General features: G+C 62.4%; 27 protein-coding genes. 9 read left to right on the top strand and 18 right to left on the bottom strand.

The window, feature by feature from the left end; translation table 11 throughout:
• Window positions 1-7 precede the first annotated feature (7 nt).
• From ACIOJF_RS12650 to ACIOJF_RS12605, 10 genes are all read right to left on the bottom strand, one after another.
• On the bottom strand, window positions 8-1,114 hold the full coding sequence (locus tag ACIOJF_RS12650) for a FecCD family ABC transporter permease (RefSeq protein WP_402741694.1): 1,107 nt from the start codon (window positions 1,112-1,114) through the stop codon (window positions 8-10).
• Window positions 1,111-2,364, bottom strand: coding sequence for an MFS transporter (locus ACIOJF_RS12645; protein WP_402741693.1), 1,254 nt, complete (start codon window positions 2,362-2,364; stop codon window positions 1,111-1,113). The genes ACIOJF_RS12650 and ACIOJF_RS12645 overlap by 4 nt, the downstream gene beginning before the upstream one ends.
• Window positions 2,361-3,656: an opine metallophore biosynthesis dehydrogenase gene (locus tag ACIOJF_RS12640; RefSeq protein ID WP_402735583.1), complete on the bottom strand. Its 1,296-nt coding sequence runs from the start codon at window positions 3,654-3,656 to the stop codon at window positions 2,361-2,363. Before ACIOJF_RS12640 ends, ACIOJF_RS12645 begins: the two co-directional genes overlap by 4 nt.
• A 3-nt stretch (window positions 3,657-3,659) precedes the next feature.
• Window positions 3,660-4,493, bottom strand: coding sequence for a class I SAM-dependent methyltransferase (locus ACIOJF_RS12635; RefSeq protein ID WP_105658179.1), 834 nt, complete (start codon window positions 4,491-4,493; stop codon window positions 3,660-3,662).
• Entirely contained in the window at window positions 4,486-5,400 is a 915-nt protein-coding gene (locus tag ACIOJF_RS12630) for a hypothetical protein (RefSeq protein ID WP_402735582.1), read from the bottom strand. Before ACIOJF_RS12630 ends, ACIOJF_RS12635 begins: the two co-directional genes overlap by 8 nt.
• Complete coding sequence (locus ACIOJF_RS12625; protein ID WP_332594695.1) at window positions 5,400-6,419, bottom strand: ABC transporter substrate-binding protein; 1,020 nt, start codon at window positions 6,417-6,419, stop codon at window positions 5,400-5,402. Before ACIOJF_RS12625 ends, ACIOJF_RS12630 begins: the two co-directional genes overlap by 1 nt.
• 236 nt (window positions 6,420-6,655) lie before the next feature.
• Window positions 6,656-7,558 carry an ABC transporter substrate-binding protein gene (locus ACIOJF_RS12620; RefSeq protein ID WP_402735581.1) on the bottom strand — a complete coding sequence of 301 codons (903 nt, stop codon included), beginning with the start codon at window positions 7,556-7,558 and terminating at the stop codon, window positions 6,656-6,658.
• Entirely contained in the window at window positions 7,555-8,292 is a 738-nt protein-coding gene (locus ACIOJF_RS12615; RefSeq protein ID WP_402735580.1) for an ABC transporter permease, read from the bottom strand. Before ACIOJF_RS12615 ends, ACIOJF_RS12620 begins: the two co-directional genes overlap by 4 nt.
• Complete coding sequence (locus ACIOJF_RS12610) at window positions 8,289-8,975, bottom strand: ABC transporter permease subunit (protein WP_332731422.1); 687 nt, start codon at window positions 8,973-8,975, stop codon at window positions 8,289-8,291. Before ACIOJF_RS12610 ends, ACIOJF_RS12615 begins: the two co-directional genes overlap by 4 nt.
• Window positions 8,972-9,799, bottom strand: a complete 828-nt coding sequence (locus tag ACIOJF_RS12605) for an ABC transporter ATP-binding protein (RefSeq protein WP_105658185.1) — start codon at window positions 9,797-9,799, stop codon at window positions 8,972-8,974. Before ACIOJF_RS12605 ends, ACIOJF_RS12610 begins: the two co-directional genes overlap by 4 nt.
• A gap of 221 nt (window positions 9,800-10,020) precedes the next feature.
• Between ACIOJF_RS12605 and ACIOJF_RS12600 the strand changes: the two genes are divergently transcribed.
• Complete coding sequence (locus tag ACIOJF_RS12600) at window positions 10,021-10,311, top strand: hypothetical protein (protein ID WP_402735579.1); 291 nt, start codon at window positions 10,021-10,023, stop codon at window positions 10,309-10,311.
• 90 nt (window positions 10,312-10,401) lie between these two features.
• On the opposite strand, the gene ACIOJF_RS12595 is transcribed toward ACIOJF_RS12600, so the two are convergent.
• The gene (locus tag ACIOJF_RS12595) at window positions 10,402-12,108 is read right to left on the bottom strand and encodes a ribonuclease J (RefSeq protein WP_105658187.1); all 1,707 of its coding nucleotides are present in this window, start codon (window positions 12,106-12,108) and stop codon (window positions 10,402-10,404) included.
• A gap of 19 nt (window positions 12,109-12,127) precedes the next feature.
• Window positions 12,128-13,039: a 4-hydroxy-tetrahydrodipicolinate synthase gene (dapA, locus tag ACIOJF_RS12590; protein ID WP_400342829.1), complete on the bottom strand. Its 912-nt coding sequence runs from the start codon at window positions 13,037-13,039 to the stop codon at window positions 12,128-12,130.
• A 67-nt stretch (window positions 13,040-13,106) separates the two neighbouring features.
• On the opposite strand from dapA, the gene ACIOJF_RS12585 reads away from it, so the two are divergent.
• Window positions 13,107-14,279 (top strand): heparan-alpha-glucosaminide N-acetyltransferase domain-containing protein, encoded by a 1,173-nt coding sequence (locus ACIOJF_RS12585; protein ID WP_402741692.1) that lies wholly within the window; start codon window positions 13,107-13,109, stop codon window positions 14,277-14,279.
• Window positions 14,280-14,336: 57 nt separating this feature from the next.
• On the opposite strand, the gene ACIOJF_RS12580 is transcribed toward ACIOJF_RS12585, so the two are convergent.
• Window positions 14,337-14,789 (bottom strand): tetratricopeptide repeat protein, encoded by a 453-nt coding sequence (locus ACIOJF_RS12580; RefSeq protein WP_105661863.1) that lies wholly within the window; start codon window positions 14,787-14,789, stop codon window positions 14,337-14,339.
• A complete protein-coding gene (gene dapB, locus ACIOJF_RS12575) occupies window positions 14,786-15,544 on the bottom strand; it encodes a 4-hydroxy-tetrahydrodipicolinate reductase (protein ID WP_402741691.1) in 759 nt (252 codons plus the stop codon). The genes ACIOJF_RS12580 and dapB overlap by 4 nt, the downstream gene beginning before the upstream one ends.
• Window positions 15,545-15,739: 195 nt before the next feature.
• On the opposite strand from dapB, the gene ACIOJF_RS12570 reads away from it, so the two are divergent.
• Entirely contained in the window at window positions 15,740-16,150 is a 411-nt protein-coding gene (locus ACIOJF_RS12570) for a hypothetical protein (protein WP_105658192.1), read from the top strand.
• 115 nt (window positions 16,151-16,265) lie between these two features.
• Complete coding sequence (locus ACIOJF_RS12565; RefSeq protein WP_181149035.1) at window positions 16,266-16,976, top strand: alpha/beta fold hydrolase; 711 nt, start codon at window positions 16,266-16,268, stop codon at window positions 16,974-16,976.
• A 70-nt stretch (window positions 16,977-17,046) separates the two neighbouring features.
• Here the strand turns inward: ACIOJF_RS12565 and ACIOJF_RS12560 are convergent, their stop codons facing one another.
• The 3 genes from ACIOJF_RS12560 to ACIOJF_RS12550 all read right to left on the bottom strand — a co-directional run bounded on the left by ACIOJF_RS12560 (window position 17,047) and on the right by ACIOJF_RS12550 (window position 19,609).
• Window positions 17,047-18,417, bottom strand: a complete 1,371-nt coding sequence (locus ACIOJF_RS12560; RefSeq protein WP_332487865.1) for a pitrilysin family protein — start codon at window positions 18,415-18,417, stop codon at window positions 17,047-17,049.
• 177 nt (window positions 18,418-18,594) lie between these two features.
• Complete coding sequence (locus ACIOJF_RS12555; RefSeq protein WP_146112930.1) at window positions 18,595-19,089, bottom strand: hypothetical protein; 495 nt, start codon at window positions 19,087-19,089, stop codon at window positions 18,595-18,597.
• Between the two features lie 28 nt (window positions 19,090-19,117).
• The gene (locus ACIOJF_RS12550; RefSeq protein WP_105661860.1) at window positions 19,118-19,609 is read right to left on the bottom strand and encodes an S-ribosylhomocysteine lyase; all 492 of its coding nucleotides are present in this window, start codon (window positions 19,607-19,609) and stop codon (window positions 19,118-19,120) included.
• A 121-nt stretch (window positions 19,610-19,730) separates the two neighbouring features.
• On the opposite strand from ACIOJF_RS12550, the gene ACIOJF_RS12545 reads away from it, so the two are divergent.
• Both ACIOJF_RS12545 and ACIOJF_RS12540 read left to right on the top strand, forming a co-directional pair.
• Window positions 19,731-20,291 carry a purine-nucleoside phosphorylase gene (locus ACIOJF_RS12545; RefSeq protein WP_402741690.1) on the top strand — a complete coding sequence of 187 codons (561 nt, stop codon included), beginning with the start codon at window positions 19,731-19,733 and terminating at the stop codon, window positions 20,289-20,291.
• A gap of 74 nt (window positions 20,292-20,365) precedes the next feature.
• Window positions 20,366-21,238 (top strand): PaaX family transcriptional regulator C-terminal domain-containing protein, encoded by an 873-nt coding sequence (locus ACIOJF_RS12540; protein WP_105661858.1) that lies wholly within the window; start codon window positions 20,366-20,368, stop codon window positions 21,236-21,238.
• Between the two features lie 73 nt (window positions 21,239-21,311).
• Here ACIOJF_RS12540 and ACIOJF_RS12535 read toward each other — a convergent pair whose 3' ends face one another.
• Window positions 21,312-21,731 carry a RidA family protein gene (locus ACIOJF_RS12535; RefSeq protein ID WP_105661857.1) on the bottom strand — a complete coding sequence of 140 codons (420 nt, stop codon included), beginning with the start codon at window positions 21,729-21,731 and terminating at the stop codon, window positions 21,312-21,314.
• 145 nt (window positions 21,732-21,876) lie between these two features.
• Between ACIOJF_RS12535 and ACIOJF_RS12530 the strand changes: the two genes are divergently transcribed.
• Genes ACIOJF_RS12530 through ACIOJF_RS12520 form a run of 3 tightly spaced genes read left to right on the top strand, consistent with a single transcriptional unit; the run spans window position 21,877 to window position 24,148 of the window.
• Complete coding sequence (locus ACIOJF_RS12530) at window positions 21,877-22,737, top strand: fumarylacetoacetate hydrolase family protein (protein ID WP_105661856.1); 861 nt, start codon at window positions 21,877-21,879, stop codon at window positions 22,735-22,737.
• A gap of 41 nt (window positions 22,738-22,778) precedes the next feature.
• Window positions 22,779-23,261: a cupin domain-containing protein gene (locus tag ACIOJF_RS12525; RefSeq protein WP_105661924.1), complete on the top strand. Its 483-nt coding sequence runs from the start codon at window positions 22,779-22,781 to the stop codon at window positions 23,259-23,261.
• Window positions 23,258-24,148, top strand: coding sequence for an acyl-CoA thioesterase II (locus tag ACIOJF_RS12520; RefSeq protein ID WP_105661855.1), 891 nt, complete (start codon window positions 23,258-23,260; stop codon window positions 24,146-24,148). The genes ACIOJF_RS12525 and ACIOJF_RS12520 overlap by 4 nt, the downstream gene beginning before the upstream one ends.
• The last annotated feature ends 18 nt before the right edge of the window (window positions 24,149-24,166 follow it).

Below are 24,166 nucleotides of genomic sequence, written 5' to 3'. Positions count from 1 at the left end.
TTGGTTCCTATTGGGCCGCATTGAGCTTGCGAACCAGCGCGAACAGCAGCGGGGCGCCGAGCAATGCGGTGACGATTCCCAGCGGCAATTCCTGCGGTGCCATGGCCGTCCGGGCCAGCACATCGGCCCAGACCAGGAAGATCGCGCCGAGCAGGGCGGCTACCGGAATCAGGGTGCGGTGCGTGGCACCGACGCACAGCCGGGCTACGTGCGGAATCACCAGCCCGACGAATCCGATGCCGCCGGAGGACGCGACCAGCGCGCCCACGCACACCGCGGTCACCACCATGACGGCCGCACGCAGCTTCGCCGGAGATATTCCCAGCGCTTGCGCGGTGCCATCGCCGATGGCCAGCGCGTCCAGCGGCCGCGACCAATAGGCCAGCAGCGTGGCGGTCCCGAGCACCACGATCCAGGTGATCATTGCCGATTGCCCGGTTGCCTGCGCCAATGAACCCAGCGTCCAGAAGAGCACCGAACGGCCCGCATTGGGGTCATCCGAAGCGAAGATCAGCAGCGAGGTGAGCGCGTGGAGCACATAGCCCACGGACACCCCGGCCAGCACCAGCCGGGTGGACGTCATCTCCGAACCGACCCGCGCCAGCAGGTAGACGAAGATCCCGGCGGCCAGCGCGCCGGCAAAGGCGCTCGTCGCCAGCGAGGCCGTGCCGATGCCGGCGGTGGCGCCAAAGAGGATCGAGGCCGCCGAGAGCGTGGATGCCCCGGAGGTCACGCCCAGCAGGTAGGGTTCGGCCAGGATGTTGCGGGTCAGCGCCTGCAGCGCCACCCCGGCCAGGGCCAGCCCGGCCCCGACGGCGGCACCCAGCAGCACCCGCGGTACGCGCAGCAGCAGGACGATGGACTGGTCCGAGGCGCTGAATGCACCAGGTGCGGGCATCCCGGAAAGGTGCACCTTGAGGATCTGCAGCACGGTGCCCGGCTCGATGGACACCGGGCCGAGCCCTACGGCCACCGGCAAGGTGGCCACGAGTACGGCCAGCAGCCCGGCGATCCACAGCCACGTGTGCCGGGCCCGCCGGTCATGGTCCAGGTCATCGCCGGCGCAGGCCAGCGGTTCCCGGGGTTCTCGCAATGCAGGTTCCAACGGGGTCATGGTTGCCTTTCGGGGGTTTCGCCAATGGAATCGGTGCGCAGGCTCAGTGCCGCAGCCAGCGCAATCAGGGTCAATGCGCCAAGCACGGCAGCGGCGGTCAGGTAGCCGGCGGCGCCCAGCGCCGCTCCGGAGGCTGCTGTGCCCAGGAACAGGCCCAGGGACATGCCGGCCGCGTTCAGGCTCAGCGCGGTGCCGCGCACCTGCGTGCAACGGCTCACCAGCAGGCTCATCACGGCGGCCGAGACCACCGCGTGGCTGGCCGAAAGCACCGCCGTGCCGGCCACCGCCAGCGGCAGCACCGGCGACAGGTAGACGCCGAACAGCGCCACCAGCGAAATGCCCAGGCTGAAAACCATCACCGCACGGGTGCGCCGCTGCGAATCCCCGGCGTTGAGCACCCGCCCGGCCAGCAGGTGCCCCAGGAAGAAGGCCCCGCCGCTGACCGACCAGATGAACGCGAACCAGCTGGCGGTCAGCGCGAACTTCTCCGCGTACAGCGGGGCCAGGAAGGCCAGGTGCCCCATGAAGGCGCCGGCGCGGCCGAAGGAGACCAGCAGCAGCGACCGGGCTCCGGGCACGCCGGCCAGGGTGCGGAAGGCAGCCAGGTAGCCCAGCCGGGCTGGAGCCGGAGCCGGGTCTGCCGCGCAGTGCCCGGCGCCGCGGCGGCCGTAGCGCAGCACCGCCGGGATCAGGGCGATGCTGATGGCGGCGATGGCGACCAGGTTTCCCTGCCAGCCCCAGAACATCGCCGGCAGCACCAGCAGCGGCGCGCCGATCGTGGAGGCCAGGGTCTGGGCCGTCATCACCAAGGTGGCTGCCCGGCCCGCGGCCGGGGTGGTGCCGAAGCGGTCCGCGGCCGCGGTGGACAGCGCCGGGTAGAGCAGCGCGTTGGACACCCCGGTGGCCAGGCAGAAAACTGCCAGTGCCGCCAGGCCCGAGAAGGTCCCCGCGATGGCGGCGGCGCCCATCAGCCCCAGCGCCGCGGCGGCCACGGTGCCCGGGGCGATGCGCCCGATCAGCGGGGCCAGCGCAACCCCGGCGAGCACCGCGCCGACGCCGGCCAGCCCGCGCAGGGTGCCGGTTTCGGCATAGCCGGCCCCGGCCCAGTCGGCGATGGGCACCAGGAAGGTGCTCAGCACCGTGAAGGGCAAAAGGCCCAGCGCCGAGGCCAGCAGCGCCGGCCAGATCTCGGCGATGATGCGCCGTTCGCTGGGCAGCTGCTGCGCTGTTTCGACTTCTGGCTGGCTCATGCCGCACTCCCGATTCCGGCGCTGATCATGGCCAGGTCCTCGGCGAAATCCTGCACCGCGAAGGCCGGCGAGCAGCCCTGGCCCTCCCGGGCCGAGGCCGCTTGCACCAGGGCGTCTTCGTAGGCGGCGAGCAGCGTGTCGATCATCGGGCAGGCCACGGCCAGTTCCCGGGCCAGGCCGGCGATGATCCTGGTGCGGTAGTAGTCTTCCTTGGGCATCCGCGGCACATCCCACTGGCCCTGGTCATCGCGGAAGACCGGGCGGAAGGCGATGGCCGAGAAGTCGAAGTAGCGGCCCTGCGCGTCGGGCTGCGAGAAGGGGTCGATGAGCAGCGAGGCGTAGCGCACGTAGAGCAGGTACTCCTGCTCGATGGCCGGCAGCTGCTCGAAGCTGGCCGCTTTCCCCGGGTCGATGCTCTGGGGGTGCACCGGATACCCGTCATCGAGCATGAAGGCCAGCAGGTTGACCGGCTGGCCGCCCAGTGCGGCGGTGATGGCCGACAGTTCCCGCCAGGCCTCGGCCATGGAGTGGATCAGCGCCGGGGTGACCGGGCCTTCGGGATAGAGCTTGTAGACGTACTGGACGGGCGGGGCGGGAGCGAAGACCGCGCGCAGCGCCAGCTCGTTGAAGAACAGGGCCGGATGCACGTACAGCGACATGTTCCGCGCCTCGGCTTCAACCGGCGATCCCGCCAGCTGCACTTCGGTGCCGGCTGCGGCATGCACCGCACGTAGCCGCTGCAGCGCGGGCGTGGCCACGCCGGTGGAGCCGGCGTAGATGCGGGCCTTGGCGCCGGCGGTCAGCACCAGCGCTCCGCCGGTCCCCTCCACCTGCCGGGTGTCCCCCAGATAGCTGGAGAAGCTGATGATTTCCGGGTCGGCGCCGCTGCGGCGGGCGAATTCGCGCACCAGTGCCGCCGAGCCCAGCGTGGGCGAGAGCAGCACGATCCGCGCCAGCGATGCGAGCACCCCCGGCGGCAGTTCGCGCAGCACCGGCAGGTAGGCGTCGGCGGTGGCCGCCAGTACCAGGGTGTCCCAGCCGCCGCGCACCTGCTGGTAGCCGCGGTAGCGGTGCTCGATGCGCACCTGCCCGGCCAGTGCGGCATGGGAGGGGTTTTGCACCTGGACGCGGGCGGTGCCGGCGTTGGCCTCCAGCGCGTCGAAGAAGGCGGCGCAGCGCTGCGAGGCGCGCCCGGCAATGCCCAGTTCCCCGGGCAGCGCCCCGAGCAGCACGGCGCTTTGCACCGCAACCGGTCCGGTTCCGGCAATGAGGATATTTCCCAGTTCATCCATGGGCTAATTGCTTTCCGTTCTCGTGCGCGCCTTGGTGTACAGCGCGATGTCGAAGACCTGCCCGGGCTGGCGGATCGTTCCGTCCAGCTGCCACCGCCGGGGGTCCACTGGTTGCATCGGGTAGTTGAACAGTGACTTCAGCCCGTCGCCGAAGCGCATTGCGACCACCACGTCCTGCCGGGTGCGCGCGTGCAACTGGTGCAGCAGCTCGTATTTCACGGCTACCGTGGAGCTGAAGACGATGTGCGTGGCCTGCGGCAGGAAGTCCAGCTGGTGGATTTGATCGCCCTGCAGGCCGATGTCCAGGCCCTGCCCCAGCTGCGCCACGACCCGGCGGCCCAGCTCCAGCGCTTCGGGATCGATGTCGATCCCCACGGCGCTGGCCCCGGTGCGCGAGGCCAGGTTCAGCAGGGTCATCGGGAAGGAACCCGAGCCGACCAGCAGCACCTTGGAGCTGGAGTCGGGGGCGACGGCGCCGAATTCCCCGGCGATGCACGATTCGATGTTGGCGAAGTAGCCCTCGGCTCCGCTGCGGCCTTCGAGCAGGCGCAGCGCCCGGTACTTCTCGATGACTGCGACGCAGCGCGCCGATTCGGTGCGCAGCGCCGCCACCAGCGCCGTGCCCTGGTCGGTGGCGGCCATCTGGGCATAGCCCGGTTCATTGGCCGGGTCGGTGACCAACTGCGCATAGCCGGCCAGCAGCTCTTCGAGCGCCGCCGCGTGCCGCGTCGATCCGTCATAGTCTCGGGCGGCTTCGGCGAACCGTCCGAGGTAGCCGTGCAGCACGCCGGCCAGGCCGGCGGCGGCGGCCTGGGTGGCCAGTGGTGTTTCAGTCATGGATATATGCAGTCCCTTCGGCCACGATGCTTACTTCGGTGCTGATCTGCAGCGCGGTGGCCTTGGCGCGGCTGCCATCGGCGTGCACCTGCACGGTGCCTCCGGGCTGTTTCACGCTGGCATTGACCGGAGCCCCGGTTTTCGCTGCCAGGTAGGCGCCCAGCGCGGCGCTTCCCGAGCCGCAGCTGCCCTCCCAGATGAGGCTGCCCAGCGCCGGGACGCTGACCAGCGGGGCCAGCTGCCCGCGGTCCGGATCGTAGAGCATGATGCCCACGACGGACACCGCTTCGCTGGCGCCCAGGTCCAGGGCCAGCTGCTGCGCACGCCCGCGCAGCTGGGGATCCGAGCCGTCGCATTCGGCGACCAGGTGCACCGCATCGGCGTAGCGCACCAGCCCGGCGCCGGCGACGCCCGGGAACGGGTACGGGTCGATGCGCAGCGGCCAGGGCATTTTCAGCTGGCAGCGGTAGACGGCACCGTCCGGCTCGACCCGGCAGCCCAGCAGCTGCGCGGCGCCGGAAGCTTCGATCAGCAGCTCAAGCGGGCCGCTGCGGGCGCGGCGCGCGGCCTGCAGCGCGGCCAGCGACAACGCGGCATTGGCGCAGAATTCGCCACCGGCCATGTGCAGCCGGGCCTGGGCCCGGGGCGAGCTGGGAGGCAGGATGAACCCGACTTGCTCGGCGTGCACATGTTCGGCGCGCAGCAGCCGGTCAGCGATGCTGCGGTAGTGCGCCGCCGGGTGCCGGCTGGTCACCAGCACGGTGGTATTCGATGCCGGACTGAGCTTGACGAATTCCACGGGGGTGGCGCCCCGGACCAGGCCACGGCTGGGGCCGCGTCCGTGCCCCGGGCGGGCCGCGCGGCGCGAAGAGGCCGCTTGCCGGCGCAGCGCCGCTTTCTGGCTCATCAACGGGCCAGCCGGTCGGCGATCAGCTCGACCCCGTCCACTGCCAGCGGACCGGGCGAGGAATAGTAGTAGTTCAGCGGCACGATGGCGCTGTCCTGCTCGATGGCGGGCAATCCGGCCAATTCGGGGCGGTCGCGCAGCGCCTCGATGACCTGCTGGTCGGTTTCCAAGTTCGAGGAGCCGGTCGGCAGGTACATGGCGAAGACCTTGTCGGCGCCGCTGTTCACGAGTTCTTCGGTGGAGGGCTCGAAGTAGCGCTTGGGCACGTCGTTGAAGACGTTCTGAAGGCCAAGCAGTTCCATCTGCTCGGCAACCAGCGATTCATGGCCGTAGGATCCCAAGGTGCCTGCGGTGGGCACGTACAGCGGCATCCCGCGCTGCTGGCTTTCCTGCTTGACGCTGCGCGCGGCTTGCTCGACGCGTGCTCGCATCTGCTGCACGGAGTCCTCGGCCGCCTGCTCGGTGCCGAAGAGCTGGCCGTAGGACTGGACGTCCTTGTAGATCTGGTCGAAGCCGCTGAGCCCGCCGGTGGATCGATCCTCGAATCCGGCGCAATATCCGCTGACGGTCAGCATCTTCACTCCGGCGCTTTCCAGGCGTTCAGCCAACGAGTCGAGATCGATTCCAGCAGCGATATCGGTGCCGATCACCACGTCTGCTCCCGAGTCCAGGATCATTTCGTAGGAGACATCATGCGAGTCCTCGGTAATCCGCTCCGCGTTGCGCACTGCCGCCATGGTTTCTTCGTCGAAAGGCACCTGCCAGCTGCCTGCGTAGTGCGTGAGCTTGTCTCCCGCTCCAGCGGCGGCCAGCAGGGCCGGGGCTTCCGACCCGACTGCAAGAACGCTGTCCGGCGCCTTGTCGAAGACGACCTGCCTTCCGCAACTGTCCAGGGAAATGCTCTTGGCGCCGGTGCCCTGCGGTGCACCGCTGGCAGATCCGGCTGGCGCGCCGCATCCGGTGGCCAGGGCCAGGATGGCAACCGGCACGGCCAACTTCCAGGGATTGAGTTTTTTCATCTATCAGTGCTCCATTCATGGCGGGCAGGCCTCGGCCGCCGAGATCCGGCGAGCTCCTCTGCCAACAGAGCTAAACACTAATGAGAATCATTATCAATTGTCAAAACGAGCAAGCCACGGAATACCCCTCAGCCAAGCCGCTGCCGTTTCCGGACAAGGAAAAGCAGCCGCACTGCCCGTCATTGTGTGGGCGGTGCGGCTGCGGTGAAGCTATGTTCTTATGCTGGCTTGCCGGGCTACAGCCCCTCGGAAGTCAGCCATGCCGAAGCGATGTCGGCGGCAGACTTCTTGTCCACGGTGCTCTGCACGTTGAGGTCCACCAGAACCTGCGCTGTCAGTTTTTCGCTGACCGGATTCAGGACTTCTGCCAATTCCCCGGATTGATCAGCGGCCACCAATGGCACCACATTCGATGCCAGGAATAGCGACTTCGGGTCTTCAAGGACTACCAAGTCCTCCGTCTGGATCCGCGGATCCGCGGTAAAGACGTTGGCGACATTCACCGTGCCGGCGGCCAGGTCTTCAACGGTCGTGTCGCCAGTTGCCGAGAATTCGGCCTTGACGCCATATGCGCTCTCCAAGCCCTTGGGTCCATAGGGGCGTTGCGCCAATTCAGGCGGGCCGCCCACGGTCAAGGGTTCGGAAATGCCGGCCAAATCCTCGATGCTCGCAAGCTTATTGGCTTCAGCGAATTCCTTGGTCACCGTGTAGGAGTCCTGATCCGATGCTGGCGCGGCTTCGAGCACGGCCAATGATTCCGGCAAGGATTCCTTCAGCTCGCTGTACACCTCATCGGCGGAGCGTGCTTCGGTGTCTTCCTTGTAGAACTGCAGCAGGTTGCCGGTGTATTCAGGGAAGACATCAATGCTGCCGTCTTCCAGCTGGGGCATGTAGGCATCGCGCTGCCCGATGCTGAATTTCCGTTCCACTTCCATGCCGGCTCCTTCAAGCGCCTGGGCATAGATCTCAGCAACGATTTCATTGGAATAGTAGGCCTGCGAACCGACAACGATCGCTTCCCCACCCTCCCGGGTGGCATCGCTTTCGGTGGCCAACGGATCCGCACCGGAGCATCCAGCGAGTGCGAGGCTTCCGGCCAGCACGAGAGCACTCGTGGACAATATCTTCTTGGTTCTCATGACATTTCCCTTTCGCGGGTGATTGAGTCATCGGTATCTTGGTAAGTTTTCTTCTTCTTCTCCGAGGGCACGCCCAGCCCGTGGGGTACAGCCGCTTTCTGCGCGATGGCAAATGCCAAATCCAGCACCAAGGCCAGCGCGGCAACCATCAAGGCGCCGCCCAGGACCATGTCGAAGCGCCGCAGGTTCAGACCGGTGATGATGGGCAGTCCCAGGCCGCCGAGATTCACGTAGGCGGCAACAGTAACGGTGGCGACTACTTGAAGAACGGCGGAGCGGATCCCGCCTACGAGCAGCGCAAGTCCCAGTGGGATCTCGACTTTGACGAGGATCTGCCATTCGGTCATCCCCATGGCCCGGGCAGCATCGATGGTCTTGCGGTCAATTGCTTCGAAGCCGGTATAAGCTCCGGCCAGCAGTGATGGAATTGCCAGCACGACGAAGGTCAGCATGGCCGCTTCTGGCTTGTGCAGAACTCCCAGAAGCAGCACCAGCAGAATCAGCAGTCCGAAGGATGGCACCGCACGCGCAACGCCGGCCAGCCCGACGGCCAATTCCCTTCCTCGCCCCGTATGCCCAATGGCCCATCCCGCAGGGATGGCAATCGCGCTAGCAATCAGCACAGCAACCACCGTGAACAGCAAGTGCTGCCCCAGCAAGCTAGCCAGTCCCCCATCGCCCTGCCACTGCTCGGGAGCGAAGATCCACGCCAGCGCATCGGAAATCAGATTCATGAGGACACCTTCTGCGTGGACGGCTGCGCTGCAGTTCGTTTTTGCCTGGTGCTCGTTGCAGCCCAAGGCATCAGCCAACGGCCGGCCAGGAGCAACAACAGGTCAACGAGCAACGCGATCGCTGCCACCGCGATGATCCCCGCCAGGACTTCTTCAATGATGCGACGCTGCAGACCGTTGGTGAACAGGTAGCCCAAGTTGGTTACCCCGACCAGGATGCCGACGGTTGCCAGCGAGATGGTGCTGACCGCTGTCACTCGCAGACCAGCCAGAACTACGGGACCGGCCAAGGGAAGGTCGACAGCGAAGAAGCGGCGTGCCGATCCGTAGCCCATGGCAGTTGCGGCCGACCTGGTTGCCGGGTCCACCGAGTTCAGCCCATCGACCACGCTGCGCACCATGATCGCTATCGCGTAGATCGCCAAGGCGAGAATGAGATTGGCTTCGCTGATCGCGCTCATCCCGGTGAGTACGGGCAGGATCATCAGCAGAGCCAGCGAAGGGATCGTGTAGAGCAATCCGGTGATGCTCACGACCGGTCCGCGCACCAGTTTGTAGCGCCAGGCCACCCAACCCAGCGGAATCGACAGAATGAATCCGAGAATGATTGCTATCAGGGACTGGCGCAGGTGCTCCAGCGATAGCGAACCAATGAGTCCGAGATTTTCCAGGACCCAGTTCACTGGACTGACCCATCCTCGACGAGCTTGCCTTGAGTCCGGCCTTGCGCATCAACCAGGACGGTTCCGTGCTCGGTCTGCTTCAAGCTCAGCGCCCGTGCCCCACGCTGCGCGCCAATGAAGGAGGCGACAAAATCATTGGCCGGATTTTCAATGATCTCACTCGGGCTGCCGACCTGGAGCTTCTGTGCGCCCGCCGCCAGAATTACCACCTGGTCCCCCAGGAGGAAGGCTTCATCAATATCGTGGGTGACAAAGACTATGGTCTTATCGAGTTCTCTTTGGAGACGAAGCAATTCTTCTTGCAGCTCGGCGCGAACGATAGGGTCCACTGCGCCGAAGGGCTCGTCCATGAGCAGGATGTTCGGATCGGCGGCCAGCCCGCGTGCCACGCCAACGCGTTGCTGCTGGCCTCCAGAGAGCTGATGCGGATACCTGTCGGCCATGGAGCCGGCAAGCCCAACCGTGCCCATCAATTCCAAGGCACGCGCTCGTGATGCCTTGCTCGTTTCACCCATGAGCCGCGGCACGGTCGCAATGTTCTGTGCGACAGTGAAATGAGGCAGCAGGCCGGAGTTCTGCATCACGTAGCCGATGCTGCGGCGCAGGCCCACCGCCGGCTTGCTGGCGATGTCCTCGCCGTCGATACGGAGCGTACCGCTGCTCGGATCAACCATGCGGTTGATCATCCGCAGCAATGTTGTCTTGCCGCAGCCTGAGGAACCGACGAAGACAGTGGTGCGGTGGGCCGGAATTTGCAGGCTGAAATCCTTGACGGCAACGGTGCCATCCGGATAGTGCTTGGAAACATTATCGAACTCAATCATGCACATTCCTCCACAGCGGCTTCGATCCAACCCATTGGGTGATGCCCGGGCATATTCCGTCTCCTTGAGCTGGCGTTGAGCCCAATTCTGCCTTAAAAGTGCTGTGACAGCACCAGATGTCCGGGAAATAGCCAGTTTCATACTGCGTGGTGGTGCCCGGTTTCCTTCGGGAACATCGGTAGAGTCAGTGAAAATCATCTTTACTGCATTGGGAGAAGACCTTGCGCATACGCACAATTGGCATCGCGACAGCAACCTTAATCGTTGGCGCCCTGGCACTCTCATCACCGGCACTCGCTGGCCAGCAAGACGTCGCCCCATCCGGTGATTGGGACAGCTCAGTGTCCATGGAAGCCCGCACCGGCGAGGTGCTGGAGCAGATCGATATGGACCAGTGGGATTCGGTCGTCGTAGTAGACGCGCAAACAGGGCAAATCCTGCCGCAAAGTCCCGCCCCGGCAATCGAGCTCGATGACTCGCCAAGTCCTGCATACCTGGGCTTCTTTGGCTGACGCTTGAGCTGTGGTGCATGCCTTGCGCTTGATTTCCCATAAAAATATTGCCTCGAACCTTAATTGGTTCGAGGCAATATTTTTGGAAGCCTAGGCTTCGAGCACTACAGGAACGATCATTGGGCGGCGACGCAGCTTGCGCGATACCCACGAGCCGATCACGCGGCGCGTGATCTGCTGCAGCTGGTGCGTGGAGTGGTTCGGGTTGTTGCCCACCGCTTCCATAATCGCAGCTGCGATCTTCGGCTTGATCTCGTTGAAGACCGAGTCCTCTTCGGCTACGCCACGTGCGTGGATGTCCGGGCCGGAGATGATCGTGCCGTTCTGGCGGTTGATGACGGTGATGACCGAGATGAAGCCTTCTTCACCCAGGGTGACGCGGTCCTTCAGGTCATCATCGGTTATGGTGCCGACCTTGGAACCGTCAACGTAGACGTAGCCGCATTCGACCTGGCCAACGAGCTTTGCAACGCCGTCCTTCATGTCGATGACCGAGCCGTCGTCTGCCAGCAGCACGTTGTCCTCCGGGACACCGGCCTGCGCGGCCAGGCGGCCGTTGGCAATCAGGTGGCGGGTTTCGCCGTGCACCGGAAGCACGTTCTTCGGGCGCAGGATGTTGTAGCAGTAGAGCAATTCGCCAGCCGATGCGTGACCGGAAACGTGGACCTTGGCCATGCCCTTGTGGATGACCTCGGCACCCAAGCGCATCAGGCCGTTGATCACGCGGAAGACCGAGTTCTCATTGCCCGGGATCAGGCTGGAGGCCAGGATGACGGTGTCGCCCGGGTTGATCTGGACCTTGTGCTCGCCGTTGGCCATGCGGGACAGTGCAGCCATCGGCTCGCCCTGCGAACCGGTGGACATCAGCACTACCTTGTGGTCTGGCAGCGAATCGATCTGCTTCAGGTCGACCAGGACACCCTGTGGCACTTCGAGGTAGCCCAAGCGTTCGGCGATGCCCATATTGCGCACCATCGAGCGGCCGATGAAGGCCACCTTGCGGCCGTGCACCGCTGCGGCGTCCAGAACCTGCTGCACGCGGTGGACGTGCGAGGAGAACGAAGCGACGATGATGCGGCGGCGGGCGCGCGCGAACTTGGCCTCGAGTACCGGGCCGATTTCGCGTTCGGCAACGGTGAAGCCCGGAACTTCGGCGTTGGTGGAGTCCGGCAGGAACAAGTCCACGCCTTCCTCGCCCAGGCGCGCGAAGTGGCGCAGGTCGGTGATGCGGCCGTCAAGTGGCAGCTGGTCCATCTTGAAGTCGCCGGTGTGCAGCACGGTACCGGCTTCGGTGCGCAGGAATACTGCCAAGGCATCCGGGATCGAGTGGTTCACAGCTACGAACTCGCATTCGAAGTTGCCAACCTGCGCGATCTCGCCCTCCACCACGATATTGGTGTTGGCCTTGATGCGGTGTTCTGCCAGCTTTGCTTCGACGAAGGCCAGGGTCAGCTTCGACCCGTACAAAGGGATGTCTTCGCGCAGGCGCAACAGGTACGGAACAGCACCGATGTGGTCCTCGTGGCCGTGGGTCAGCACGAGGCCCACCACGTCGTCCAAGCGGTCCTTGATGTAGGAGAAGTCTGGCAGGATCAGATCCACGCCAGGCTGGTGCTCCTCGGGGAAGAGCACGCCGCAGTCGATGATCAACAGTTTCCCGTTGAGTTCGAAAACGGTCATGTTTCGGCCGACCTCGCCCAAGCCGCCGAGGGGAACAATTCGCATTGTTCCCTTCTTCAGCTTCGCCGGAGTCTGCATACGCGCAGCGTCAGCCTTGCCTACTGAACTCTCAGTCATATGTGGTTAGTCCCTTTCGTTACAGATCCCATCCACCTTCACGTAGGTCCGCGCGGATGGCATCGAGCTCTGCGTCCGACGGTGCCAACAGCGGCAGTCGGACGACGGTGTTCGGCAGGACACCCTGCCAGTGAAGTCCATATTTTGCGGCCACGGCGCCCTGAATGTGGCCCATGATGCCGCGCTGGATCGCGTCCAGCTCAAAGTGTGTGGTGCGTGCAGTCGCCAGATCTCCTGCATGCATTGCATTAACAAGCGTACGGTACTTAGCGGCCGCAACGTGAGCGGTGACCGAAACCACGCCGACAGCACCTGCCGCCATCAGCGGCAAAGTCAGCCCATCGTCGCCGGAGTACACGTGCAGATCGGTTGTGGCCAGCACGGTGGTGGTGGACTGGTAATCCGCCTTGGCGTCCTTCAGGGCAATGACCTGAGGAATCCTGGACAGTTCAATGATGGTCTCGGGCGCCAGCGCGATGCCGGTGCGTCCCGGGATGTCGTAGAGCATGATGGGCAGCTCAACGGCTTCGGCGATGGCCTTGACGTGGGCGATGACGCCGGCCTGGCTTGGCTTGTTGTAGTAGGGGGTGGTCAACAGCACACCGTCTACGCCCGCTTCCTTGGCAGCCAGCGAGAGCTTGATGGAGTGACGGGTGTCGTTGGTAGTGGAACCGGCCAGCACTGCGGCACGGTCCCCCACCGCCTCGGCGACGGTACGGAACATCTCGATGTTCTCTTCATCGGTCAGGGTCGAGGTCTCGCCGGTGGTGCCGGTGACGACCAGTCCGTCGCAGCCATCATCAACCAGCTTCGTTGCCAGTTTGGCAGCCATCGCGTAATCGACTTCACCCGCTTCATCGAAGGGCGTGACCATAGCGGTCAGCACGGTACCGAACGGGTATGCCTGATTATCAATTGCACTTGTAGCCATGGCATTAAATCTACACTCGCGCATGTTGCAATGGCATCCCCCGCGCAATTCGTGGTGCGATGATTCCATGAACGATTTGGGTAGTTCCCAGCGGTTGCTGGGCGTGGACGCGGCACGGCTTGCCGCCATCCTCGGGATGTTCGCCGCGCACGTTTTCGCGCTCTATGAAACCAGCGGCGCACCCGCCTACTCCCCAACATTTACCGGGACTTTCGCCTCCGGCCGAGCATCTGTCCTGTTCATGGTGCTGGCGGGTTTATCCCTGGTCCTGCTCTCGAAATCCTTGGCTCGAAAGGGCTGTTCCCACCCTAAGGTTTACTCAGTCCTTGTGCTGAGAGCATTAATTATTGCCGTGCTCGGAATGGCAATTGGGTCAGTAAATGAAGCCATCGCGGTCATTCTTGTCCACTATGGGCTACTGTTTCTATTGCTTCCACTGGCGATGAAGCTGTCGAGAACAACCATTTGGGTAGTCTCGGCCCTTTGGCTGCTGCTTATGCCGGTTCTTTGGCGACCGCTGGCCAGCAACTGGATTGCGGACTCGCTGGACCATAATCCGAGCTTCGGCGACATTCTCACCCCGCAACTGCTCCTCAAGGATCTAACGGTCACCGGATACTACCCATTGATGGTCTGGTTCGGTTTCGGCCTTCTTGGAATAGCCATCGCAAGATGCAACCTGCACAGCACGAGGACTGCGAGCCTGCTTGCATTGGGCGGTTCGATTATCGCGGCGGCAACCCAATGGGCGGGCCATTCGGTGAGCATGCACAATGCCGGGCTCATAGCCCGTGAACTGGGCCTGGAATTATCCCTCGTTCCCACAATGATCACCACCGGGCGTTTGCCGGGCGCCAACCTGGATCCGTTCCTGGACAATCCAGCCTATCTTTGGCTGCCGACCGGTCACAGCAATTCTTCGCTCTCCACGCTGCACAACGCCGCCTGCGCTGTCGCTATCATCGGCCTGCTCCAGCTGATTATTGGTCGGCTGGGTGCGCTCGGCCGGATTCTGGCTGGCGCCGGCCGGGCCCCGCTGACCCTGTATGCAGGGCACATTATCTTGCTGCCGGCGCTGAAAGAGCACTTGGACCCAATGGTGATTTGGTGGGTTCTCTGTGCAACGACGGCCGTCTTCGGAATTTGGCTTGGCTTCAGCAAGGCCTCTGGCCCTTTGGAATATGGCGTCCGGGTGTTTAGCGGAGCTGACAGCACCCCCGAGACGAAGAGCAAATTCTAGAGCGATGGCCCGGACTCTCGTGAGTCCGGGCCATCAACATGATGCTGCTTTATGCAATTACTGACTGACCTTCTGGTCTGCTCGCCAGAATTCGATCGCAGTACGCATGGATTTGCGGGCGCGCGGCTTGTCACCGCAGGCTTCATACGCCAGTGCCAGACGGTACCAGGATTTCCATGATTCCGGGTTCTCTTCCACATCCTGCTGATGGATAGGGAAATCAGCGTCGGCGGCCGAACGGAGGAAACGTCCCGACGGCATGCGGGGAAGATCCTCTGGCAGCTCACCTGAGGAGGCCAAGGACTTGCCCATTTTCTCAGTGCGCAGCCCGAAGAGCACCTCGCGAATGAGGATCCAGACGCACAGTGCAGGAATAACCAGGATTGCAATGCCCATGACCTGCGCGACCAGTTCCCCGGTTTTTAGCAGACGGATCGCCTGGGTGAAGGTCATTCCAATGTACAGCGCGAACAGCAGCAGAATGCCGCCTACCCAAAGTTTCGTTTTCACTGGCCCAACTCCAGGAAGCCATCAAGGCCATAGGTCAGGCCCGGGCGGGAGGCAACAGTACGCAGGCCCAGGAGGACGCCTGGCATGAACGAGGCACGGTCGAAGGAATCATGGCGCAAGGTGAACTGCTCCCCCGGGCCGCCAAAGAGCACTTCCTGGTGGGCTACGAGGCCGCGCAGGCGTACCGAATGAACGTTGATTCCATCGACGACTGCGCCACGGGCGCCATCGAGCTGGGTCTCGGTAGCGTCCGGGCTCGCGGGGACTCCAGCGGCTTCACGCGACTTCGCGATCAGTTCAGCGGTACGCACCGCGGTGCCGCTAGGCGCGTCCGCCTTGTTCGGGTGGTGCAGCTCAATGATCTCTACGGATTCGAAGTACTTGGCTGCCGTAGCCGCGAAAGCGCTGGCGAGCACCGAGCCCAGGGCGAAGTTGGGCGCAATCAGCACACCTGCCTGCGGATGCTTGCCCAGCAGCCCTTCCAAATTCGCGCGGCGATCATCATCCCAGCCAGTGGTGCCAACCACTGCATGAAGCCCGTTCTCGACGGCAAAACGCACATTGGCCTCGGTGGATGCCGGCACAGAAAGGTCAACAATGTGCGTTGCGCCGGCTTCAAGGATCTGCGACAAATCGTCGCCTCTTCCCAAGCTTGCTACCAATTCCATGTCTGCAGCCTCAGTTACGGCCTTGACCGCTTCCGAGCCCATTCGTCCGGCCGCGCCGAGCACGGCCACCTTGATCTGTGCACTCATGGGCTTAAGCCTATCGCCCTGCAGGCACCTGCCTTGCCAACGATTACGTGATCTCACGCGAGTTTTGCAGCGAATACCCTGAGGCGATTTCCCAGATATTTGATTCTGCTTGTTCCCTACGGCCAGCCCAACTTGTTTTGCCTAGCAAATAGGGGAAAAATATGTGTCAGGAGTCTCCAAGTAGTAAGCAGGGCCATGGGTCAGAAAATTAAGCGCTTTGGTTTCGGCATCGGCGCAACGCTTGTCGCGACCTTTGCAATCACTTCCTGCGGTTCAGGCGATGAACCGATCACCCTGTCCGATGACGAGCGAGCAACTATTACTGATGTCGTCCAAGAACAGGGAACGGTCATCGATTCGCCGACTTGCCAGGTTGAGGTTTTCCGTATCGAGGACTCCACGACCTACGGCTGGGCTACTTGCGCACCCGATAGCCAGGACTCGGCGGACACCGCTGCCCAGGCGGATGCCTTCCCGTTCCGCATTGACGGGCAGGAACTGCGCCGTCCAGATGACGGTTCCAAATACGAGGAAGGCGTGCAGGAGCTCTTCCCGGAAGACCTTCGTTCCGCTATTACCCAGCATTCGACCGGGGCGGGCGGTTAATTCCTTTTTGCCTGTCTCGCCATTTCAGGTGAGCGTGCCGATTTTCCCTACCGATAGTGTGTGCGCACTTTTCGCACGATGAAAGGCTGGCGTGCGCCACGATTACTTTGGGCAATTGCCCGAATCCCTCAGGACCAGGCTTTCGGTTCGTGTCGCGGGCCATGGCCCTGACGTGGTGCTGATTCACGGGCTCGGAGCATCCAGCCGCTATTTCACTCCGCTGGCCAACATCTTGGCTAAGAAGTATCGAGTGATCGTTCCCGAACTTCCAGGCCACGGCAAGAATCTGGATGATGGCCGCCCGGTGACCGTACCGCGTTTCGCGCACGAAGTAGCATTGGCGTTGCGCGAGCTGAAAGTTGAGAACGCTATCGTCCTCGGGCATTCCATGGGCGCGCAGGTTTCCATTGAGCTAGCTCGCGCGTGGCCGGATCTGGTCAAGCACCTGGTCATTGCAGCTCCTGCGGTCAACGACCGTGAAGCGACGCTGTTCAGGCAGGCCCGCCGGCTCTTTGAAGATTTCCCGCACGAGTTGAACTCGGTGAAGGCAATATTGCTCGTCGATTACCTGCGCTGCGGCATCCCATGGTGGGCCAAAAGCTGCGCCCAGATGCTGGACTACTCCACCGTTGAATTGCTTCGTACGGTCCAGTGCCCGATTGATGTCGTGTGCGGCACCCGGGATCCGCTGTCTCCACCGGAGTTCGGTCTTCGCCTGGTCGCAAGAACACCGCAAGCCAAGCTCACCGTCATGCGTCATGGTGCGCATGGCTTCAATTTCTCTCATGCGCCCGAGCTTGCAGCGCTAGTAGATGCCGCGGCATGACCCAGAGAAAACGGCGATGCCCCTAGAATCGAAATCCTCGGATTCGATTCCAGGGGCACGGCATCCAGCTCTAGAGGCCTAAGTCGGCTTCACTTTCAAACGGTCCCACCACGGTGATCACTCGATCCTTGGAGGCCAGTTCCTGGGCCAGATCCTGAACTTCCTGGGCCGTGACGGCATTGACGCGAGACAGTGCTTCGTCGATGTCCTGGAATTCTCCGGTAATCATTTCTGCCCGGCCCAAACGGGACATGCGGCTTCCTGGATCCTCCAGTGCCAGCACCGTTCCACCAGATAGCTGGCCCTTGGCTTGCGCCAATTCAGTTTCGGTGATGCCGTCCTTGGCCAACCGATCAAGCTCGGCCCCCAGCAGCCCGATAACCTGAGCAGCCTTAGCCGGGGCGCAGCCCGCGTACATGCCAAAGTAGCCGGCATCGGTGTAGGCGGCGGAGAAGGAGTAGGTCGAGTACACCAGTCCACGCTTCTCGCGAATTTCCTGGAACAACCTTGAGCTCATGCCGCCGCCGAGAACAGCGTTCAGCACTGCGAGAACCTGACGGCGGTCATCATGTCCGGTGATGCCGGAGCATCCCATGATGATGTTGGCTTGCTCGCCCGGACGGTTGATTACTTCCAGCCCGGCCTTCGAAGTGATCTGCGCTGGTTCACCCATGCGGCGTGGTTCTGGCACAGCCATCGGGTCCAGTTCCCAGCCTGCTTCGGTCAGCGCCTTGAGAAGCAGCTCGCACAGCTTGTCGTGCTCCAGGGATCCGGCGGCAGTAACAATCAACTCGCTTGGGCGGTAGTGCGCACGATAGTGCTCCATGACTGCCTCGCGGGAGATCTCCATGATCTCTTCAGGAGTTCCTCCAATGGGACGTCCCAATGGGTGATCGCCCAAGACATTGGCAACGAACCGCTCGTGGGCGACATCCATCGCGTCATCTGCATCCATGGCCAGCTCTTCGATGATCACCCCGCGTTCCTGTTCCAATTCCTGCGGGTCGATAACTGCAGAGGTAACCATGTCGGCGATGACCTCAAGGGCCATTGGCAGCTCCGTGTCCAGGACGCGGGCGTAATAGCAGGTCGATTCCTTGGCGGTGGCTGCGTTTGATTCGCCGCCCACGGCATCGAAGGACTGGGCGATTTCCAAGGCAGTGCGCTTGGCAGTGCCCTTGAACAGCAGGTGCTCCAGGAAGTGCGTGGAGCCGAAGTGCCCTGATTCCTCGTCGCGGGAACCGACCGGTACCCAGAAGCCCACTGTGGTGGACCGCTGTCCGGGCATCGCTTCTGTCAGGACTCGTACGCCACCGGGCAGGATGCTGCGCCGGACTTCAGAGCCGCCTTCGCCTCGGTGGACCAACGTCGGGTCCGCCGGGTCAATCGGAGAAAACTGCGTGGTCTCCACCGAATGCAACGGCAATGGAATCATGGCCACGAATATACGTCCTTAAGTCGTCGAGAATAGCCATTTCAAGCTAAGTACACTGTCTTTCATTCTCCCATAGAACCGCGGTTTGAAAGCAATAGCTCAGTGGTGACGGAGCCATCACATTCTGGGAAATTACGCGATCGGACCGCGACTGCGGCAATACTCACTAGCTCGGTTGGTGGGCTAAGTTGCGTCGAGATATCCGCGTTTCTCGGCGTCAGCGCACACTGGGGTCTGCCGTCCTGGGTCACTTGAAGCGCAGGCTAGATAAACAGTGTTCGCTGCATTTTCTGTGCTCAATTCCGGATATCCCATTGATCCGGGATTATAGGAGACGGCAGTGCTCCACTCATCGAGGTTCTTGCAAGCATTGAGCGCCATTTTCTCTGCTTCGCTAATCTTAATTTGCGGCGTTTCATGATCAGACCAGGCTTCGTTCTGCTTTTGAATTGCCGACTGGCATTCCTCGCCGATATTAGATGTCCTAGCCGCATCGAAATTCTCGCATCCACTGATAGCTAATGCCACGGCGCGCAGTGCTGCAGCTAAGAAGTGAACTCTGCGCATAGTCTCCATGCTACCGACGGGATCCTGCAAGTTGGCGAATCGGCGGCCATCATTTCCTTTCGGCGAAGGGACAACAAAGCAAGAAAATCCCGCACGTTCCAAACGGAACACGCGGGATTTCCAGATCTCAAGCTATTGCTCAGGCAAGCTTGGAACGATCGAACGCATCAAGGCTGATGCCCTGCTCCAAGACGACCTTGGCCCACTCGCGAGCAGAGTGCAGGGAATGGTCGCGGTAGTTGCCACAGCTTACGGCTTCGGTTCCTGGAACATCTTCCCAGGTAACCTTCTCCGCGATATCTTCCAGCGAGCTCTTGATCGCAGCGGCGACGACCTCCGGTGTCGGCTCGCCCCACAAGATCATATGGAAGCCGGTGCGGCAGCCAAATGGGGAGAAATCGATCAGGCCATCGATGCGGGTACGCAGCAGACCAGCCATGGTGTGCTCGATGGTGTGCAAACCTGCCGTTGGAATCTCACCGTGGTTCGGCTGCACTAAACGGATGTCGTAGTTGGAGATGGCGTCTCCCTTGGGACCGTGCTCCACCCCGATTTTGCGCACATACGGCGCCTTGACCTTGGTGTGGTCCAGTGCAAAGCTTTCAACTTCAGCAAGTTCAATATCACTCATATGCAAAGTCTATCTGCTCACCGTCTGGCGAATCGAGAGCTTATCGAAGGAGGTAACCGATAGACTTCTTAGGACGTTCGGGGCAGCAATCCCCGAACTGATTTCTTTAGAGGGGAAGTTCATGTCGGACCAGAAGTCCTTGCTCGTCTTTGCGCATGCAGACGAAGCCGTAGCCTTTGCAGATGTCGAGCACCTGATTTCTGGTGTTGGCAAGGTCAACGCGTCGGTAGCCTTGGCTGGCGCGCTTGCTGAAGGCAACATCAAAAACGTCGTCGTGCTTGGCACCGCTGGAGTTGTTGGCCATGCCGGTGAAGACCGCCCGAGCTTGGACACTATTTACCAGATCACCAAACTGATCCAGCATGATTTACCGCTGCCATCGGCAGATGTGGACCCTGCCGGCGCCATCCTGCTTCCTGATTTCCAGGTCACCATGGCTACCGGCGACGTGTTCGTCTCGAATGATGAGCAGCGTATCCACATCAAGTCCTTGGGCGCTTCGTTGGTCGATATGGAAGGCTACGCCTACGCAAGCATCTGCCAACGCTTCAACGTGCCGCTGCAGATCTTCAAGATCCCTTCCGATTACGCGGATGATTCGGCGTCGATCGACGAATGGGATGATATCGCCAAGCAGAAGAGCGTCCAGCTGCGCGAGTTCTACGACCAGCACCTGGGGTAGCAGACTGCCGCCGGGACCTTCCACCGAAGGTTAGCTCTAGAATTGAAACACCAGCAGCGAACGGAGATTGTTCCATGACAGCACAGGCAAAACCACACGTCGGTGCAGCAGAGCTCTCCATGCCCCGCCACCACCAGCTGATCGTTTCGCTTTTCGGCATGCATGCCCGCCAGCACGGCGGCGCCTTGCAGGTGGCGGCAATCATATCCCTGATGCAGGACGTGGGAGTCGAGCCTGCAGGCACTCGTTCCTCGATTTCCCGATTGAAGAAGCGCGGCATCATCGACAGCGTGCAAGTCCGCGGTCGCAACGGATACTCGTTGTCCGAATCGGTGCTGACCACCTTTGCCGAAGGCGACGAGCGGATTTTCCATCCACGCCGCGCAACGGCCGAAGACCGCTGGCTGCTGGCAACCTTCACGGTCCCCGAAACCCAGCGCAACATCCGGCACAAGATCCGTTCCTCCCTGGTGCGCATGGGTTTCGGTTCGGTGGTCCCCGGGCTCTGGATTGCACCGGAACATGCCAAGGATCCTGCCTTGGCCTACTTCGCCCGGCACGGCCTGGACAAGTACTTCGAGTTCTTCCTGGCCGAGCACATCGGCGGCGCGCAGCTGCGCGAGAACCTGGATTCCTGGTGGGATTTAGGGACCCTGGAAGCTATGTACTCCGAATTCCTGAAGGAGAACCAGGGACGGTTGGAATTCTGGAAGGAACGCGCCGGCACGCAGCACAGCCCTGAGATCGATGCCCAGGGCTTCGCGGACCATCTGGTCCTGCTTACCCAGTGGCGCCGATTCCCCTATTCCGATCCCGGGTTGCCGGCCGAGCTGCTCCCGGAGGATTGGAACGCGTTGAAGGCTGAAGCGCTGTTCAAGGACCTGCATACGCTGCTGTCGCCACTGGCTTCGCGCCATGTACAGCGGGTGATCGGCGAGCAACGCTGATCTTTGCGCCTCGACCGATAGGAACAGGGCTGCGAAACCAATTGGTTTCGCAGCCCTGTTCCGCATCCAGGGACTAGTTGCGGTCCTGGATGACAGCCACGCCCTGGATTTCAATCAAGGCTTCCTGCTGCCAAAGCCGGCTTACCCCGATCCCTGCCATCGCAGGATATTCCGAACCGGCCATCTCGCGCCAAAGGCGCCCGATTTCCCTGCCATGGGCCATGTAATCATCCACATCGGTCAAGTAAATGGTCACGCTGGTCAGGTCCTCGGGGCGGCCCCCGGCTTCAACCAAGGTGGTCAGCACGTTGGAGAATGCCTGCTTGAACTGTTCCACGATGCCGCCGGGCACGATCTTCATATCCTTGTCCAGAGCGGTTTGCCCGCCGAGGTAGACCGTATCCCCCGCCTTGACTCCGTGGGCATAGCCAGAGGGCTTCGCCATGGATGCGGGGTTGATTGTCTCGTTGCGGTGCAACTTGGTTTCAGTCATTTCCTACTCCTTGTACCGGGTGCATGAAATTTGCCCCAATTGGCTCTAGCGCCATCTTTGTGATGCGTGCTACATTGAGCTTACGTGACGGCGGTAAAAAAGTCGACACATAGCTTTTCACCCAACTGACAAAGGGAATCCACACATGAAACTCGCAACGATCCGCGCCGGCGGGAAGAGCCTGGCGGCAATCCAGACCGATCAGGGATATCTGCCCCTGCCAGCTGGCGATCTCAGCGAGTTCCTCAAGCACCAGGACTGGAAAGCAATCGCCTCCGAAGCCCTGGAATCCAGTACCGCAGGCGATCTTATCCCCGCGGAGCAGGCCCGGCAGCTTAATCCGCTGCCAGCGCCCGCCAAGGTGATCTGCTGCGGGCTGAACTACAGCGACCACATCCTGGAAATGGGAAGGGAACTGCCCGAATATCCCACATTGTTCGCAAAGTTCGCCGACACCCTGGCAGATCCCGACGCCGAGATTTCCAGCGCTTCCTCCGCCAATGTCGACTGGGAAGCTGAATTGGCAGTAGTGCTTGGTTCAGATGCATGCTCAGCGTCCTTGGAAGAAGCCCAGGCCGCCATTGCCGGATACACGGTAGCCAACGACGTCTCGATGCGCGACTGGCAGCGCCGGACCCTGCAGTGGTTCCAAGGCAAGGCCTTCGACGGCACCACTCCCCTGGGTCCCGTGCTGGCCACGGCAGATGAGATCGACCCGGTGGCCGGCGCGGAGGTCATCTGCCGCATCAACGGCGAGGAAGTGCAACGCGGCAACACCTCGACGCTGGTGTTCTCCGCGGCGCGGCTGGTCAGCTACATTTCCGAATTCACCACGCTTCGTGCCGGGGACATCGTGCTGACCGGGACCCCCGGCGGAGTCGGAATGGGCATGGTTCCGCCTCGCTTCCTCGCTGACGGGGACCGGCTCGAAACCGAAATCCCTGGCATCGGCATCCTCTCCAACAGGTTCCGGCTCCGAGTGAACAGCCCGGCCCTGTCCCAATGACCATCAGCAACATCCCTCTACCGAATTTGAAGGAGCACACCATGACCGAAGCACCCATAACCTACCGCACCGAAGGCGACAATTCGATCTATGCCTCGGAAAATGGCCAGGTTGTCCCCGTAGTCACCCGGGCAGGATCCGAGGACACCAACACCGCCCAGTCCGGGGACTGCATCCGCGTCTCGGGCGTCAGCATCCAGCACACGCCCGCCACAAAGATCTGGTTCGGCCAGGTCTCCAATGTCCCGGGCTACCGTTCCCTCCCCCACCACCATGGTGAAGCGGAAACCGGCGGCTACGTGCTGCGTGGCCACGGCCGGATCTACTTCGGCGAGAACTACGAGCAGTACGCCGACATGAAGGCCGGCGACTGGGTCTTCGTCCCACCGTTCATGCCCCATGTCGAGGCCAACATGTCGGTCACCGAGGAGCTGGTGTGGCTCACTGCCCGGACCCCGGAGAATATCGTGGTCAATCTCGCTGATGTCGCTGACGAAACCTTGGAAGGATACCGCCGAGCATGAGCACCACAGCATTGTCCGCCCAGGTCTTCCTGGATGCCATCAACCTGACCGAATGCGCTGCGGAGGTCTTCGACCAGGCGTTCACCGCCATCCCTCAGTACGTGCCCTGGCCCAAGGCCTACGGTGGCGACATGGTTGCCCAGGGTGCCCTTTCGCTGATGAAGTCGGTGGGTGCCGACCGCAGCCTGCACTCCATGCACTCCTACTTCCTGCGGCCAGTGGATATGCACCAGCCGGTCCGCTACGAGGTGGAGCACCTGCGCGATGGCCGCGGCTATTCCACCCGCCAGGTGCGCGCCTTCCAGAACGGCAAGCCGGTCTACTGCGCGCTAGGCTCTTTCCACGTTCCGGAAGACGGGGCCGAATTCGCGCTCGATGCCCCCGGCGCTTCGCTGGATCTGGATCCGCAGTCCCTGGCCAGCGCCGCCGAGGCCCTGCAAGGCGTGGAGGGCGACGCCGCCAAGTACTGGGCCGGCGGCCGCAGCTTCGACATGCGCCATGTTCCCGAAGCCATCTACCTTCCCGGCGAGCGCGAAAAGTCCGGCAGCCAAGCGGTCTGGATCCGGGCCTTCTCACCGTTGCCCGATGATGCGGTGATTCAGAAGGCGGCCTTGGCCTATGTCTGCGATTACACCATCCTGGAGCCGATCATGCGCGGTCTCGGGCTGAGCTGGGGCGATGAGGGCCTGGTGACCGCCAGCTTGGACCATTCCATGTGGTTCCATCGCGAGGGGCGCATGGACGACTGGGTGCTTTACGCTCAGGAAGCCATTTCGAGCCAGGACAACCGCGGACTGGCCATCGGGCGCTTCTATGCCCGCGATGGCAAGCTGCTGGCCACCGTAGCCCAAGAAGGAATGATCCGCCCCGGGCGGAACGCCAACTAGGACTTCCCACCGAACCTG

It is taken from the genome of Glutamicibacter sp. NPDC087831, assembly GCF_044742845.1.
Taxonomy (GTDB): domain Bacteria; phylum Actinomycetota; class Actinomycetes; order Actinomycetales; family Micrococcaceae; genus Glutamicibacter.
This window is presented reverse-complemented; position numbering and strand designations above follow the sequence as displayed.